This is a genomic window from Mesorhizobium sp. WSM4849 (assembly GCF_055811385.1).
The window spans coordinates 121,958-137,173 of the sequence record NZ_JBVVPW010000005.1 but is presented as its reverse complement, the minus strand read 5'-3'; the positions used below and the strand labels follow the sequence as shown (position 1 = coordinate 137,173).

The window sequence follows — 15,216 nt, the reverse complement described above, 5'->3', positions numbered from 1 at the left end:
GAGCAGATGATGAAGTCGCTCCCGATCACCATCGACAGCGTCAGCAAGGCTTACGGGACCTACGTCGCACTGGATGATGTTTCGCTCGACATTCAAGCTGGCGAATTCCTCACGCTGCTAGGGCCATCGGGATCGGGCAAGACCACGTTACTCATGGTTCTGGCCGGTTTTGTCCGGCCGGATTCCGGTAAGCTCTTGTTGGCCGATCGGGACATCACTCGCCTGGCGCCCAACAAACGGGACATCGGCATAGTATTCCAGAATTACGCCTTGTTTCCCCACATGAATGTCCTGGCGAATGTCGCGTATCCGCTGGCGCTGCGCAAGACGCCGAGAGCGGAGGCGCGTCAGCGGGCGCTTGCCACCTTGGCCCGCGTGAAGCTGGATGGTCTGGCGGAGCGCAATGTTGCCGCACTGTCCGGCGGCCAGCGCCAACGGGTGGCACTGGCGCGGGCTATCGTCTTCGAACCACGCGTGATGCTGATGGACGAGCCGCTGTCGGCGCTCGACAAGAACCTGCGCGAGACCATGCAGTATGAGATCCGGCGTCTGCACGATGATCTGGGGATCACCACAATCTACGTGACCCATGACCAGCGCGAAGCGCTGATTATGTCTGACCGGATTGCGGTGATGAACTCCGGCCGCATCCAGCAGATCGATACGCCGCAGCGGATTTATGATCGTCCATCGACCCGCTTCGTCGCGGAGTTCATGGGCGAGGCTAACATTGTGGCTCCAGGCTCGGTGCGCAGGATCGATGGCGCCGAAGCGTCACGCGAAACTCTGATGATTCGCGCCGAAAGCTTCCATCTTGATGCGAAGCTCGTCGGGGGAGACGGAGTGGCTCTCGAAGGAATACTGCGCGCCAAGGCGTTTCGCGGCGAGAACTGGCTTTTGACGCTGGCGCTTGACGATGAGCAAGAGGTTCTTGTCTGCATTCCGGCAGCGCTGGCCGGCGGCTGCGCCGAGCTTGCCGCCGGTCAGCGGATGACCGCATATGCACCAGCGGCGAAGGTTCACGCGATACCTGGAGCGACAGCGTGACCGTCACTGTGGATCCTGCGCTCGCCGCAGATGCGCGACGCGAGCGGCGATTCTTCCTTTCGCTTTCGCTCCCGGCGCTGTTCATCGTTGGACTGGCGGCGATACTGCCCATCCTTTGGATCATCCGGCAATCTTTCCTGACCACAGGGGGTGAGTACACTGTCGGCAACTACACGAAAGTGCTTTCGAGCGGACTGACATGGTCGGCGCTCGTCACAACCCTTGAACTGTCCCTCGGCACGCTGGCGATCTGCATTCTTCTAGGCACCCCGCTTGCACTCGCTTTGGCCAGCGCCAGACCAAGGGTGGCCAACGTACTGATGGCCTTCGTCATGCTGCCATTGTGGACCGCTATTCTGGTGCGCACTTATGGTTGGCTAGTGCTCCTGCGGCGTGATGGCCTGATCAACGCGGCTTTGACCGGTTCGGGCCTGACGGCGGAGCCTTTGCCGCTGGTCTATAACTTCACCGGAACGCTGATCGGCATGGTTCACTACATGCTGCCGCTCTTTCTGCTGCCCGTTTATGCCGCGATGCGCGATATCGACCAAAACCTCATTCGCGCGGCAGCGAGCATGGGAGCCACACTCGGGCAGGTGATGCGCACAGTCATAATGCCACTTTCGGCCGGCGGAATCTTCTCGGGTTCGATCATCGTTCTCATCTATTCCATAGGTTTTTTCATCACGCCGGCGGTGCTTGGCGGCGGCAAGGTAAATCCTCTCTCTACCCGGATCGAGCGTACGCTATCGACCTTTCAGGATTGGGGGTCGGCGAGCGTCCTGGGCATTTTGCTCCTCGTTCTGATGGCGCTGATCGGCGTGATGTTGCTGGCGGCACGCCGCCTGCTGGCCCGGAACACAGTGGAAGCCTCCCATGCTTGAAGCCTATCCGCAAAACAGGCTGGCCCGCATTGTCCTCTGGGGCTTTGCTGCTCTTGTCATGGCATTTCTGATGTTGCCGACGCTCGTGGTGGTGCCGCTTTCCTTCTCGGCGTCGAATCTCCTCGAGTTTCCGCCGCACGCCTACTCGTTGCGCTGGTACGAGAACTTCTTCGGCTCGGCGACGTGGATGGCTGCGCTCAGGACGAGCCTGATCCTTGGGACATTGACGGCGCTGATCGCGGTGCCTTTTGCGCTGCTCGCCTGCATCTCAATGAATCGGCTGGGCGGGAAGACTGCTGCGGCCATCCAGAGCGTCCTGCTCACCCCCTCGATCACCCCAGGAATCCTGCTTGCGATCGGCCTCTTTTTTGTGCTGGCGGCACAACGTCTGGTCGGAACGTTGTTCGGTGTGCTGGTCGGACATGTGGTGCTGGCCGTTCCAGTGGCGTGCATTGTGTTGCTGCCCGCCCTGGCTCGCTTTGACTGGAACCAGGTTCAGGCGGCGCGTAGCCTCGGTGCGAACTGGGCCAGAGCTATTGGCGGAATAATCGTTCCGCAACTTCGGATCAGCTTGTTGTCGGCGACATTGATGGCCTTCCTGACGTCGCTCGACGAGTCTGTGATTTCGATCTTCGTCGCAAGTGGTCGCAACAGCACGATGCCGAAGCTCATGTTCGTGTCGCTGCGCGATCAGATCGATCCGACCATTGCGGCGATCTCGACATTGTGGACCGTCATCGTCGTGGCCGTGGTCCTGATTGTGACCCTTCGCCAAAAATCTTGACCGAGACTGGAAACATGCCTGCAAATCATCACGCAGCAGACGATCTGACGGATCAATCAAATGATATACCTCAGGTAGGGTTGGCCATCATCACCGGGTCGGCAAACTGGGGGCTTGCCTTCCCGGAAGATGTCGAATTCGATGGCGTGCGCACGTTGCGGCGCGACATGAGTTTTGAAACGCCTTTCGGTCGTACCGACAACTGGAAGTTGCTCGAGTTCGATGCCTCGATTACAGCCGAAGGGAGAGCGAAGCGGGCGCTGTGTATGTATTCGCACGGCAATCCCCGCGATCATATCGACCATTCCTGCCATCGCCGCGCGTTCTGGGTATTGATGCGGGCGGGTGTACGGCAAGTTCTCGCCTGCTCGACCGTTGGCGCCGTCAACAAGGCGATCCAGCCCGGCGACATGGTGGTGACCGCCGATATCATCGAACTGACGCAGACCCCGTTTTCACTGCTTCCTGACCGCCAGAGTTTTGACTGTTCGGGCAAGCAGATCGTATGTCCAAGATGTGCGGCGGTTCTGGTTGAGACGGCCCGCCGTCATTGGCCAGCCGAATGCCGTGTTCATGGCATCGAACAGCAGTTGGTGGCTGCCCATTGTTACGGGCCGCGACTGACAACCCCAGCCGAGGCTTTGGCGTATCGCGGCATGGGGGCGGATGTACTCAACCATTCCATCGCCCCTGAGGCCACCTTGGCGCGCGAGATCGGCGCTTGCTTCGTGCCCTGTGCGTTCGTCACGGCGGGCTTCAACGACTATATGGACCGCAATCGCCGGAAATTGCTGCAGGAGGACGTGCTGCCCAATCTCTCCATGAGAGCCTCGCGGGTCGCGCTGGAGACCGCCGCGCGACTTCCGGCCAATCCGGAATGCTCTTGCCAGGGTCTGAAGTCGCCTCAACCGGCAGAGCGTTCCAGCCGGTTCTGAGTTTTCAGGAGCGTAGTTCGTGGCGGGATCTTAGCCAGGCGGCCTGAATATGCCGTCGATTGCCGGGTCGCCGTCGGTGCTCACCAGGCCGCGGGCCACCAGGTCCTCGAGATGGGCAAGCACCGACAGGCCGGCCGCGCCGTGCAGGCGCGGATCGGTATCCCTGTAGATCGCGGCGACTATCTCCTTGATCGTCCGGTCGCCGCTTCTGATCTGCTCCAGGATCGCGCGTTCGCGCATTCGGCGATGCGTCTTCAACTCGCGCATGAAACTGCGCGGCGCGGTCACCGGCCCGCCGTGACCCGGCAGCAGCAGGCGATCGTCGCGCTCGATCAGCCGATCCAGCGAGGCTATATAGTCGGCCATGGCGCCGTCCGGCGGCGCAACGATGGAGGTTGACCAAGCCATGACGTGATCGGCCGAGAACAGGATACCGGTTCCTTCCAGCGCAAAAGCTGCGTGATTGGCGGTATGGCCCGGCGTCAGCACCGTTCTGATCGCCCAACCGTCGCCGTCGACCATCGTATCGTCGGCAAGCGCGATATCAGGATTAAATTCGGTGTCGGCGCTGGCGTCGAGCGGATTGACCTCGCCTATGCGCAGCGGCCTCGCCGGCCGATGTGGGCCTTCGGCCAGGACGATTGCGCCGGTGCGCCGTTTCAGCCGCGCTGCCAGCGGAGAATGGTCGCGATGCGTGTGGCTGACGAAAACGTGGCTGACCGGCCTGTCTCCGATCACCTCGAGCAGTGTTTTGAGATGCGCATCGTCATCCGGCCCCGGATCGATCACCGCCAGCGTCTTGCGCCCGACGATGTAGCTGTTGGTGCCGTAAAAGGTGAACGGGCCGGGATTTTTCGCGGTAATCCGGAGCACGTCGGGCGCAACTGTCACGCCCTGGCCGTAGGACGGGTCGAAGTCTGTGTCGATTTTCAGCGCCATGGCGAATGTCGTTCAGCTCTGTTCCGATGCATGTCGCGCAAAAGCATGCCCTCGGGCCTGACCCGAGGGTGTGCAGCGGTTTTGCGATAACGACATGCATAAAACAACAACCTAAAGCCGCGTCGCATGAGGCCGGTCAAACGCGACGCGCTTTAGAGACGGCAAAACCGATTGCCGCATAACACGGAAGCCAATATAGGAAAACGCAAGGCCGCGATCTGCGGCAGTCCGCAATGAGGAAGACCATGGCAATTGCAACGACACCGCTTGTTTCTCTCGCTCTGCCTGAAAAGGGCGCGGCCCGCCTGGCGACGCAGCTTTTGCTGGCGATCGTTGGAACGCTGGTGCTGACATTGTCGGCCAAGACCAGAGTTTTGCTCGGGCCGGTCGACATCTCGATGCAGACCCTGGCCGTCTTTCTGATCGCCGCAGCATTCGGCATGCGCCTCGGCGTCGCCACGCTGCTTCTCTACATGGCGGAGGGCGCCATCGGCTTGCCGGTCTTCCAGGGCACGCCGGAAAAGGGCATCGGCATCGCTTACATGCTCGGCTCGACCGGCGGCTATCTTGCCGGCTTCGTGATCATGGCGGCGATCGTCGGCTGGGCCGCCGATCGCGGTTGGGATCGCCATCCGATCAAGCTCTTCAACGCGATGCTGGTTGCCGAAATCGTCATGATGGCGATGGGCTTTGCCTGGCTGGCACTGCTCATCGGCCCGGAGAAGTCATGGCAGTTCGGCGTCGTGCCCTTCATCGTCGGCGACCTGATCAAGGCCGGCCTGGCGGCGAGCCTTGTGCCAGCCGTCTGGTCGCTGCTCAAACGCTCCTGAACCCTGGTCGATAGATCGGGGCGCGGCACTGATCGAGTCCACGCAACCACAGATCGTGAAATGGCCCCGTTTCAGCGACGGCCTGCGGCGAGTTCTCGTCGAAGCAGGCCGCCGCCAAATGGTCGGTAACGTTTTGCTAACGATAACCGTCACACTATGTTCAAATCGACCGATTAAGCACCAGAACAGCCAGCGGTTCGTCGCGAGTCAGCGTAACCAGGCAGCTACATATCGGAGCAATTGCTCGATACCGCTGCTGGATAGCTAAACAAGAAAGCGGCGCGATGACTATTAGGCGCAGCTAAAGTAGTGGACAATTAACAGGATTCGACCAACCATATCGATTCTCGCGACATGGTTGCTTGTTGGTATCTTCGCGCTGTCGTAACGCTTGCCCCGACCGTGCCAAAGACCGCCGAGAAGGATACTTGTGATCACCCCGGAAAAAACAACTGTTAAGGCGACTGCATTGCCGCAACGGCCCGCAACCGGCACCGCAGCACGCTGGTATGCCGCCAGCGTATTTCCGGGAAAAGAAGACGTTGCCGAACGGCATCTCCGGATACAGGGGTTTCACCCGTTTACGCCTCGCTGCGAGAAGACCACACGTCATGCCCGGCGCATCGAGACGCGACCGGCGGCCTATTTTCCAGGTTACATGTTCATCGCCCTCGATGTCGCGCTGCAGCGGTGGCGCTCGGTCAATGGAACCTTCGGTGTGCGCTCGCTCATCATGCAGGGCGAGCGGCCATTGCCGGTCCCGTCGGGGTTGGTGGAGCGGTTCATAGCCCTGACTGGCAGGGATGGCCTGCTTGATTTCAGCGAAGGCCTCGCTGCGGGCGCATCGGTTCGGATTCTTTCAGGTCCGTTCGCGGAGATGATCGGTCGCCTCGACCGGCTCGATCCGGCCGGAAGGGCCCGGGTCCTGGTTGCCATCATGAATGGCGAGATCCCTGTTGACATGGACTCAAGGGAACTCGTCGCGATCGCATAATTGACGTTATGCGATGCAAGCTGCTGCAAAGTCGGCTTTCGGGTTTCACCCGGGAGTGCGGTAGCCATTGTTGGAGATTGTGCCTTTTGGAAGCAGGCGAAAACAGATGGGACAGCCGAGGGCTGCTGCACCGGCTCCATCGGTATATCGGTTGACCGGTCGATGAATTTTGATTTGAAATCCTTATTGTCGGATCGAAGAATTATCGAGCCCCGAAAATTGAGAATGGTCGAATTCTTTACCGATATGCCAGTGAGTGCTTGGAATTGAATGCTCCCATCATAAAGCCGCAAAGCCAGCGGCACCTGCTGCACCGGATTAGGTTTCAGCTTCTCGGTGGATTGGCTTTTGCAATTCTAACTCCCGCGCTGGTTAGGATGCTGATCGGTCAAAATGTATTGTATTACTCAAACGTTCAGATTACGATTTTCGCAGGCATCGTCGCCCATACTGCAGGCTTTTTTTTCTTTCGCCGAATAATCAATCTGCCTGGCGTTGCGGCTGCTGGTTATATTATGCCAACATTTGCGCTTTCCTACGGACTCGTATATCTAACAATTTTCCTGTTCCGAATTGACTACAGCGCTTTCCAGGCAGCCGGCAGTTTGACACTGTCAATCTTCTGGTATTTCAGTCTGAGCATCCTGAGCCGGCGCCTGGATCCGTATAGTCTCGCCGTGGTTCCAGGCGGGGCTGTCAGTCGTCTTGAAGAGATAGGCGGCGTGAATTGGCATTGGCTCCGCTCCCCCGAAACGGTCATTGACCGCGTGAGCGGCGTTGTTGCCGACCTTCGTGCCGAGCTATCTGATGATTGGGAGCGCTACATAGCCGACCAGGCTCTCGCAGGCGTTCCTGTCTATCACGTCAAGCAGATCAGTGAATCGCTGACCGGTCGCGTCGAAATCGAGCATTTGTCCGAAAATACGTTGGGTTCGCTTAATCCTAACCAGGCCTATCTCAAGATCAAGCAGGTGATCGACTGGGTCTGCGCCCTGTTGGCCCTGATTATGTTAGCGCCATTCCTGATCCTGGTTGCGATAGTGATCAAGCTGGAATCTCCTGGGCCCGCCATATTTCGCCAGGAGCGCCTCGGTTATGGCGGAAGATCGTTTACGGTGTACAAGTTCCGAACGATGACCGTCAGCGCACCTGAGGCGGCAAGCATTCGCAGTCTTGCCGTGACGAAGCCGGGTGACAGCAGGGTAACCCGGCTCGGTCGCTTCCTTCGAAGAAGCAGAATTGATGAACTGCCGCAGTTGATAAACATCGTGCGTTCGGAGATGAGCTGGATTGGGCCACGGCCCGAGGCAACGGTGTTGTCCTCCCACTATTCCGTAGCGTTGCCGTTCTATCGCTACCGAAACATCGTTCGTCCAGGAATTTCAGGGTGGGCTCAGGTGAATCAGGGATATGTATCGGACGACGATGACGAGATCGAGAAGCTGCATTACGATTTCTACTACATCAAGAATTTCTCGCCATGGCTTGATATCGTTATTGTGCTGAGGACCCTAAAAACGATGCTAAACGGGTTTGGGTCCCGATAATAGCCAAGTTGAATTGGTCTGCTCCATAGGTCGAACGCCGTCGTTTGACTGGAGAATATGGTTGTGTTTCTAAAGCTGCCGAAGGGAACGAAATGAGCCGAAAAACCGCACTCATCACCGGCATTACCGGCCAAGATGGCGCCTATCTGGCGGAACTTCTCTTGGCAAAGGGCTATGATGTCCATGGCATCAAGCGGCGTTCCTCGTCGTTCAACACCGGTCGAATCGATAATCTCTACCAGGATCCGCATGAGAAGGACGTAAGGCTGTCGCTGCATTATGGCGACATGACCGACGCCACCAACCTCATCCGTATCGTCCAGGAGGTGCAGCCGGACGAGATCTACAATCTCGCCGCACAATCGCATGTCCAGGTGAGCTTCGAGACCGCGGAATATACCGCGAATGCCGACGCGATCGGCACATTGCGTCTCCTCGAAGCCATCCGGCTGCTTGGCCTGACGAAAAAGACGCGTTTTTATCAGGCCTCGACTTCCGAGCTCTACGGCAAGGTGCAGGAGATCCCGCAACGGGAGACGACGCCTTTCTATCCTCGGTCGCCATATGCGGCGGCAAAGATTTATGCCTACTGGATCACCGTGAATTACCGCGAAGCCTACGATATCCATGCGTCCAACGGCATCCTGTTCAATCACGAAAGCCCGATGCGCGGCGAGACGTTCGTCACCCGCAAGATCACGCGCGCGGCTGCTGCAATGAGGCTCGGCCTCCAGGACAAGCTCTACCTCGGCAATCTGTCGGCTGAACGGGATTGGGGCCATGCCCGCGATTACGTCGAAGGCATGTGGAGAATCCTTCAGCATGAAGTGCCGGACGACTACGTCCTTGCAACCGGCGTAAAGAATTCGGTCCGCCGCTTTGTCGAGCTTGCATTCAGCGAGGTCGGGATCGAGATCGAGTGGGTTGGTTCCGGTATTGACGAAAAAGGCGTCGATGCAAAATCAGGCGCTGTCCTGATCGAGGTCGATCCGCGCTATTTCAGGCCGACCGAAGTTGAGCTGCTGATCGGCGATCCTTCGAAAGCGGAGCGCGTTCTCGGGTGGAAGGCAACAACCTCGCTCGATGCGATGGTCCAGGAAATGGTTCAGTCCGACCTTGAAACGGTAAGACGGGAATCCGAACACCGGCGCCTGGACGAGGATCGCATTCGCGTTGCGGCACAGTAAGCGACGCTGGGCCGCTTCAATATGAAAATCTCGGTATTGACGGTCTGCTGGAATTCAGCGGCAACGATCAAGCACACGCTCGACAGTTTTTTTGCCCAAAATCATCAGGACAAGGAACTGGTCGTTGTCGACGGAGCCTCGACCGACGAAACGCTCGCGATCGTTCGTTCCTATGCCGGGCAAGGACTACAGATCATCAGCGAGCCAGACCGCGGAATGTATGACGCGCTGAACAAGGGGCTTGCGCTTTGCACGGGCGAAGCAATCGGGGCTCTCAACGCGGACGATGCATTTCATGACCGGTCCGTGCTTGGCAAGATCAGCGCGGCGCTCGCTGACGCCGATATTGTCCACGGTCATCTCGACTTTGTCGACAACCACGACGGCAAGCGGGTGGTTCGTCGCTGGCGGGCAGAACCAAGGCCTCGAAATGGGTTCCGTTCGGGCTGGATGCCTGCTCACCCGACCTTTTATGTTCGGCGTGGCGTTGCCGAAAAGGTCGGATCGTTCGATCTGACGCTCAAAGTCTCCTCCGACTACGATTGGATGCTGCGGGCCGTCGAGCTTCATGGCTTCAGGGTGGCGACGATGGATCAGGTCCTCGTTGACATGATGGTGGGAGGCGCAAGCACAAGAAGCTTGCGCTCCCACATCGGGCACAATCTGGAAGCGTTGCGTTCCAGGCGCCGTTGGCTTGGATCAGGCCTTGTCGACTATGCGCTTGTTGCGAAGCCCGCGCGGAAGTTGGGGCAATTCTTTGGCATTAACGGTGCCAGCACTGCCAAGCAAAGCCGGCATGGAGTAAGCTGAATAGTGGTTTCGGTAGGTGATACCCGTGCTTCGGAGGCTGGCTCAGACGTGAGTCGCAATTACGTTCACGTGTCTGCCCCCAATGGCCACCGCCAATTCTACCAGGGTCTCTTTGCCGGCCTCTTTAATCTTGAGCCAATAATGGGACGCATTGGACTTCGATTGTGGTTTGACCTGGTTCGGGCCCGGCACCTCCTGTTTGCCACGATAGATGATGACTATGCTGGTTTTATAGCTGTTGCGTTGACAAGATCGCTGATCGGACGGCGAACGGTTGGACTTTTTCTTAGGCCGTCCCAATGCTTCGAGAGCGGAAGGCTCGTTTACCGCCTCAAGAGGTGGGCTTTCCGGTGCTTGCGGCACTTGCCTCATCTGTCGCTCTTTACGATTCTGCCGTTCAAATTTGATCGTCGATTTGCCCAAATCGCGCACGGTTGGGTACACGACCCCCAGATGTGGGACATGCATGACCGCGCGACGTCTATCGAAACGTCTCAACTGTCACGCGACGTGTTGGCCGCGGCTGGCGGACGCGCCATTTTGTGCTTCCTGGGCAGCGTGAGAAAGTCGAAAGGCTTTCGATTCTTGGTCGACATCGTTTCCGACCACCCAGATCTCGTGAAAGATGTTTTTGTGGTGGCTGTCGGGAGCGTCGATCCGGCCTCTGGCGGGGACTGCGCTCGCCTGATTTCTGCCGGCGGAATGGTGGTCGACCGCTTCGTGTCCGACGATGAACTTCTGAGTCTTTACAAAACCTGCGATTTCGCCTGGTGCTGCTACGAGCCCGAGTACGACCAAGCCTCCGGCATATTCGGACGAAGCGTACAACTGGGTGCACGTCCGATCATCCGTAAAGGCTCGTATCTTGAGAAATACGCACAAGAAGGCGCAGTTGCGCCGGTCTGCCTAATTTACGGCGATACCCATGACGCTGCCGCCCATATTGCAGCCGCTGCAGCCAATCGATCCGACGGGGTCGCGGACAGTCGATCGGACAAAGCGGTTCGGCTGGGCGAAATCGTCCCTAGCTGGCGGTCCGATTTTATTCAGAAAATCCGTGCGGTCCTTTGACCCGCAGGCACACATCCATCAAATACAGCTGGCAGTCAGTTTCGGGTGCCTGCAAGGCGTGGTTCGAAAGTGTGGTCGGTTTCGAGTGTATCCGATAGTGAAGAAAGTGTTGTATTTTCATCATGCGACGGGCTTGGGTGGGGCGCCACGCAGCCTTTCCTTGCTCATCCGGGGGCTTGATCGCGAGCGATTCCAGCCAGTCGTAGCCATGCCTGAGCGGGAGGGCAATGGTGCGGTAAAGGCGTTGTTTCGCGAAGCTGGTGCCGAGGTCCTCGAAGAGAGAGATATACGGCCGTTCAATGGTTCCTCAGTAGCCCGCAATGACGCATTAAAAGATCGCGCTTATGCGATCGCTTCCTATCCACTCACTGTAAGGTGTGCAAAGCGTTTAGTTAATGATGTTCGTCCCGATCTGGTGCATCTGAATTCAACCTGTCTGGTGGCCGCCGCCGCGGGGGCGCACATGGCGTCGCCAAAATTGCCAGTGATCGCTCATGTACGCGAGCCTCTGCTCTCCAATAGGTGGGGCCGGGCGCTGGCCAGTCTTAATAGGAGGCACGTGAATGCCTTCATTAGCATTGACGAAGCTGGTTTGCGGACGCTCGGAAGCGAAGATGTAGAGGGGACAGTTGTGTACAATTTCGTCGACGAGGAAGCATTTCACTCCGATCCTGAATCGGGTGAAAGATATAGGCGCATGCAGGCTTGGGATGCTGACGATGTCGTTTTCCTATTCTTGGCTCGTGTTGCTCCGTCAAATGGCCCCCTGGAGTTAGTGAAGTTGATCGATGCGAACGCGCAAAAGTTGCATCCGTCTGCTCGATTTGTTGTTGCCGGATTCCCAAAAAGCAAGACCGGCTACGCTTTGGCTGCGTACGAAGCTGCAGGACGGAGCGCCCGATGTGTCGCAGTGGATTTCGTAGAAGATCCGGTCCCCTTGATGTTGGCTTCTGATGTCATTGTCGCTCCGTTCACTGAGCCCCACAGTGCGAGAAGTGTATTCGAGGGCGCTGCATTGGGCAAACCGGGATTGGTCTCCGACGTTCCACACTTGATAGAACTCGTACGGGACGGTCACACAGGCACAGTCTTCAGTTGGGAAGAGTCAAACACCTTTGTGTCTGCTGTTAACGGATTATGTAATAATGATAAGAGAAAGGAAATGGGGCGCGCTTCTCTAGAATTTGCTAAGGTGAACTTCTGCAGTAAGACAGGTATCGACAAAACGATGTCCGTGTATGACAAAATGCTAGAGAACAAATGATCATACGAATTGGATATCTGTATAATGCGATAAGCCGCTTCTACTGGTCCCTGAGAGCCCGCGTGCAACTGTGCATCCGCGGAGTCCCTTTCCCAAAAGGCTTTGTGGTACTTGGTCCGCTAGGATTAAGCGCGCGCGGTCAAATTTTTATTGGCGAAAACGTCACAATCGTAAACAGCTCACGTTTTAATCGAGCTGGTATCAATCATCCAACCCAGTTGGTGGCCGGACAGGGAGCAACACTGACGATTGGTGACAATACCGGGATCTCAGGAGCAGCAATATTTTGCTCCCAATCGATCACGATCGGAAACCATGTGCTTATCGGCGCGAATTGCAGGATTTATGATACAGACTTTCATCCAATAGATTTTATGGCGCGACGTGAGGGAAGACCATGCAATACTGCGCCTATAGTTATTGAAGATGATGTTTGGCTGGGTGCAGGCGTTGCCGTTTTGAAAGGGGTAACAATTGGTGCCCGGAGTGTGATAGCAGCAGGCAGCGTCGTAACAAAAAACATTGAACCAGATACATTGGCGGGAGGCGTACCAGCAAGTGCAATTGGCCGCGTGAATGCAAAACAGACGAACCAACCAACAGTCTGAAAGATCTTCGGTGCCGTCTGCGGTTTGTTCTGTAGCGGTTCCATGTAGAACTTACGAATCTGGATTAGTTACCTGGACAATGGACGATATTGGCGAAAATTATTGTGCGTAACGTTTTTATAGCGTTCCAGACGTTTTCAAACCTGATCAGACGATACTGGAGGTATATTTCAAACTCGCTCTGGTTGATTTCTGACAGACTGCTAGCGAGTCTGGTAGGCCTTTTGGTGGTGGCCGTAGTGGCTCGCTATCTCGGGCCGAGCGAATTTGGATTGCTATCCTATACGTTCTCTATGGCACTACTGTTTGCGGTTGTTGGACAACTTGGGCTCGACGGGCTAGTCATTCGAGAAATCGTCAACCGCCCTGACGATGTGCCGCGCGTACTCGGCACAGTGTTCGTCCTGAAATTCTCCGGGCATTTGCTGGGAGCCGCTGGTTTGGTCGTCTATGCGCTGTCTATCGGCGTGCATTCGACTGAGCGTGCAATGTTGTTTTTGGCCGCAGCCTTCATACCCTTAGCGTCGCTGTCAGGGTTCTTCGGCCTCTGGTTTCATTCGCGCGTTCAGGCCCGGTACAGTGCCATTTCCTCCAGCATATCCGCGCTACTGGTCGGCTTGGGAAAACTCGGGCTTGTATGGAGCGGGGCTGCAGTGATGGCGTTCGCCGCTGCAAATGTGGTCCAGGTGTTGATTGCGGCCATGCTCTCGTTCCGCTTTTACAAGCGGCAGAAAGGTCCGCCTTTGTCGGCATGGCGGTTCTCTCCGGCATTGGCGAAGGTGCTGCTCTCCGAGAGCTGGATGCTTTTTCTCGGATCCATATTTGCGATCGTCTACCTAAAAATCGATATGATCATGCTTCGCTGGCTGGCCGGGCCGGCAGAGGTTGGTACCTATGCGGTGGCGGCGACCCTTTCCGAGGCAGCATACTTCGTGCCGGCCGCGTTGGTCGCCAGTGTGTTCCCCAAGCTGATCGAGTCCGCGAAAACCGATCAGGATTTGTTCGGCAGGCAGCTTCAGACCGTTTTCGATGTCTTGTGGCTCGCGGGACTTGGCATGATCGCCACAATGTTCTTGCTTGGCGGGCCACTTATCCGGCTCCTTTTTGGAGCTCAGTACGATGCATCGATCCCGGTGCTGCTGGTTCATGTTCTGTCTGCGCCGTTCTTGTTCATGCGAATCGCATTTACGAGATGGACCATCATAGGAGGCGGCGCCACATTCTTCATGTTAACCGAAGGCCTCGGTGCGCTTACAAACGTGGCTTTTAATTTTCTTCTCATTCCCCACTATGGGAGTATTGGTGCCGCGCTTGCGACGCTCGTGTCATATGCAACGGCCACCTACCTCGCCTTGGTCATCCCACGCCGAACGAGGCCGATTTTCGTAATGATGTCGCGCTCCGCCTTTATGCCGTGGCGCGCTCCCAAAGATTTCTTCAATTATGTAAGACGAAGCGCCCATGCCTGACCGATCAGTCAGTCCAATGGCAGGACCTCTTGGCGTTCAATTGCAGCTCGGGTGAACGGGCGTCCTTGTCAGTGATATTCAGTGGCCGAAAGAAGTGGAGTTACGAGCGCATGACAGTGCTAAACAGGGTAGCGACAAAGTGGAACCACTTTGCGCAAGCTTCCAACAATACGCGAGCTGCGGTAGAATTATCCCGGCTTGGTCTGCCGTACTTGCCATGGTCCGACGCGTCCCTGCTTCCTTCTGCCCTCCAGGTCGTGCTCAACGAAATTGAAATCAATGCTCGCAAGACAGTCGTGGAATTTGGAAGTGGTATTTCCACGATTTACATTGCGCAGATCCTGTCACGGCTTGGCGGCCGGATTGTCAGCTTCGAGACCGACGCAGAATGGGCGACTTTCGTTGAGAACCGCCTCGCAGCGTTGAACCTGTCCGAATTCGCCACAGTCGTTCGCGCGCCATTGGGACCCTGTACCTTGAGCAAAAATGGCTTGAGCTGGTACGATCAATCGATCGTCGCAACGGCTGTACAGGATCTGTCGATCGATTGTGTGGTCGTCGATGGCCCGCCTGCTTATAAGACGGGATATGAATTGGCGCGTTATCCAGCACTTCCTGCGCTTGAGGCACACCTCGCGCAAGATTACGTGGTGTTTCTCGATGATATCCATCGGCTTGGCGAGCAGGAGATATTGCGCCTCTGGGCGGGCCTCTTCGGTATCGAATTTCTTTCCTATTTTTCCAAAGGCAACATAGCCCGCGGTATCCACGGCGTGGCACACTTCACCGTGTGAGGTTGCCGTGGGGTGCGACTAATCTCATGAGTCAGAGAGCCAATATTCACTGC

16 protein-coding genes are annotated in these 15,216 nt (G+C 56.9%); 14 read left to right on the top strand and 2 right to left on the bottom strand.

Annotated elements, in window-relative coordinates:
- Positions 1-9 precede the first annotated feature (9 nt).
- The 4 genes from AC0L3L_RS07135 to AC0L3L_RS07120 all read left to right on the top strand — a co-directional run bounded on the left by AC0L3L_RS07135 (position 10) and on the right by AC0L3L_RS07120 (position 3,650).
- Positions 10-1,047, top strand: coding sequence for an ABC transporter ATP-binding protein (locus AC0L3L_RS07135; RefSeq protein WP_473637069.1), 1,038 nt, complete (start codon positions 10-12; stop codon positions 1,045-1,047).
- Positions 1,044-1,931 carry an ABC transporter permease gene (locus AC0L3L_RS07130; RefSeq protein WP_473637068.1) on the top strand — a complete coding sequence of 296 codons (888 nt, stop codon included), beginning with the start codon at positions 1,044-1,046 and terminating at the stop codon, positions 1,929-1,931. The genes AC0L3L_RS07135 and AC0L3L_RS07130 overlap by 4 nt, the downstream gene beginning before the upstream one ends.
- A complete protein-coding gene (locus tag AC0L3L_RS07125) occupies positions 1,924-2,715 on the top strand; it encodes an ABC transporter permease (protein WP_473637067.1) in 792 nt (263 codons plus the stop codon). The genes AC0L3L_RS07130 and AC0L3L_RS07125 overlap by 8 nt, the downstream gene beginning before the upstream one ends.
- 80 nt (positions 2,716-2,795) lie before the next feature.
- Positions 2,796-3,650 carry a phosphorylase family protein gene (locus AC0L3L_RS07120; RefSeq protein ID WP_473637066.1) on the top strand — a complete coding sequence of 285 codons (855 nt, stop codon included), beginning with the start codon at positions 2,796-2,798 and terminating at the stop codon, positions 3,648-3,650.
- A 30-nt stretch (positions 3,651-3,680) separates the two neighbouring features.
- On the opposite strand, the gene AC0L3L_RS07115 is transcribed toward AC0L3L_RS07120, so the two are convergent.
- On the bottom strand, positions 3,681-4,589 hold the full coding sequence (locus tag AC0L3L_RS07115; protein WP_473637065.1) for an MBL fold metallo-hydrolase: 909 nt from the start codon (positions 4,587-4,589) through the stop codon (positions 3,681-3,683).
- Positions 4,590-4,834: 245 nt separating this feature from the next.
- Here AC0L3L_RS07115 and AC0L3L_RS07110 point away from each other — a divergent pair, with 245 nt between their 5' ends.
- From AC0L3L_RS07110 to AC0L3L_RS07090, 5 genes are all read left to right on the top strand, one after another.
- Positions 4,835-5,419 carry a biotin transporter BioY gene (locus AC0L3L_RS07110; RefSeq protein ID WP_473637064.1) on the top strand — a complete coding sequence of 195 codons (585 nt, stop codon included), beginning with the start codon at positions 4,835-4,837 and terminating at the stop codon, positions 5,417-5,419.
- A gap of 430 nt (positions 5,420-5,849) precedes the next feature.
- Positions 5,850-6,413: a transcription termination/antitermination protein NusG gene (gene nusG, locus AC0L3L_RS07105; protein WP_473637063.1), complete on the top strand. Its 564-nt coding sequence runs from the start codon at positions 5,850-5,852 to the stop codon at positions 6,411-6,413.
- A 266-nt stretch (positions 6,414-6,679) separates the two neighbouring features.
- On the top strand, positions 6,680-7,960 hold the full coding sequence (locus AC0L3L_RS07100) for a sugar transferase (RefSeq protein ID WP_473637062.1): 1,281 nt from the start codon (positions 6,680-6,682) through the stop codon (positions 7,958-7,960).
- A 92-nt stretch (positions 7,961-8,052) separates the two neighbouring features.
- Positions 8,053-9,147 (top strand): GDP-mannose 4,6-dehydratase, encoded by a 1,095-nt coding sequence (gene gmd / locus AC0L3L_RS07095; protein WP_473637061.1) that lies wholly within the window; start codon positions 8,053-8,055, stop codon positions 9,145-9,147.
- A gap of 21 nt (positions 9,148-9,168) precedes the next feature.
- Positions 9,169-9,957, top strand: coding sequence for a glycosyltransferase family 2 protein (locus tag AC0L3L_RS07090; RefSeq protein WP_473637060.1), 789 nt, complete (start codon positions 9,169-9,171; stop codon positions 9,955-9,957).
- 42 nt (positions 9,958-9,999) lie between these two features.
- Here the strand turns inward: AC0L3L_RS07090 and AC0L3L_RS07085 are convergent, their stop codons facing one another.
- A complete protein-coding gene (locus AC0L3L_RS07085) occupies positions 10,000-10,401 on the bottom strand; it encodes a hypothetical protein (protein ID WP_473637059.1) in 402 nt (133 codons plus the stop codon).
- 18 nt (positions 10,402-10,419) lie between these two features.
- On the opposite strand from AC0L3L_RS07085, the gene AC0L3L_RS07080 reads away from it, so the two are divergent.
- From AC0L3L_RS07080 to AC0L3L_RS07060, 5 genes are all read left to right on the top strand, one after another.
- Complete coding sequence (locus AC0L3L_RS07080) at positions 10,420-11,028, top strand: hypothetical protein (protein WP_473637058.1); 609 nt, start codon at positions 10,420-10,422, stop codon at positions 11,026-11,028.
- A gap of 97 nt (positions 11,029-11,125) precedes the next feature.
- A complete protein-coding gene (locus AC0L3L_RS07075) occupies positions 11,126-12,292 on the top strand; it encodes a glycosyltransferase family 4 protein (RefSeq protein WP_473637057.1) in 1,167 nt (388 codons plus the stop codon).
- 62 nt (positions 12,293-12,354) lie between these two features.
- On the top strand, positions 12,355-12,900 hold the full coding sequence (locus AC0L3L_RS07070; protein ID WP_473637056.1) for an acyltransferase: 546 nt from the start codon (positions 12,355-12,357) through the stop codon (positions 12,898-12,900).
- Between the two features lie 104 nt (positions 12,901-13,004).
- The gene (locus tag AC0L3L_RS07065; protein ID WP_473637157.1) at positions 13,005-14,369 is read left to right on the top strand and encodes a flippase; all 1,365 of its coding nucleotides are present in this window, start codon (positions 13,005-13,007) and stop codon (positions 14,367-14,369) included.
- A gap of 110 nt (positions 14,370-14,479) precedes the next feature.
- Entirely contained in the window at positions 14,480-15,163 is a 684-nt protein-coding gene (locus tag AC0L3L_RS07060) for a class I SAM-dependent methyltransferase (RefSeq protein WP_473637055.1), read from the top strand.
- The last annotated feature ends 53 nt before the right edge of the window (positions 15,164-15,216 follow it).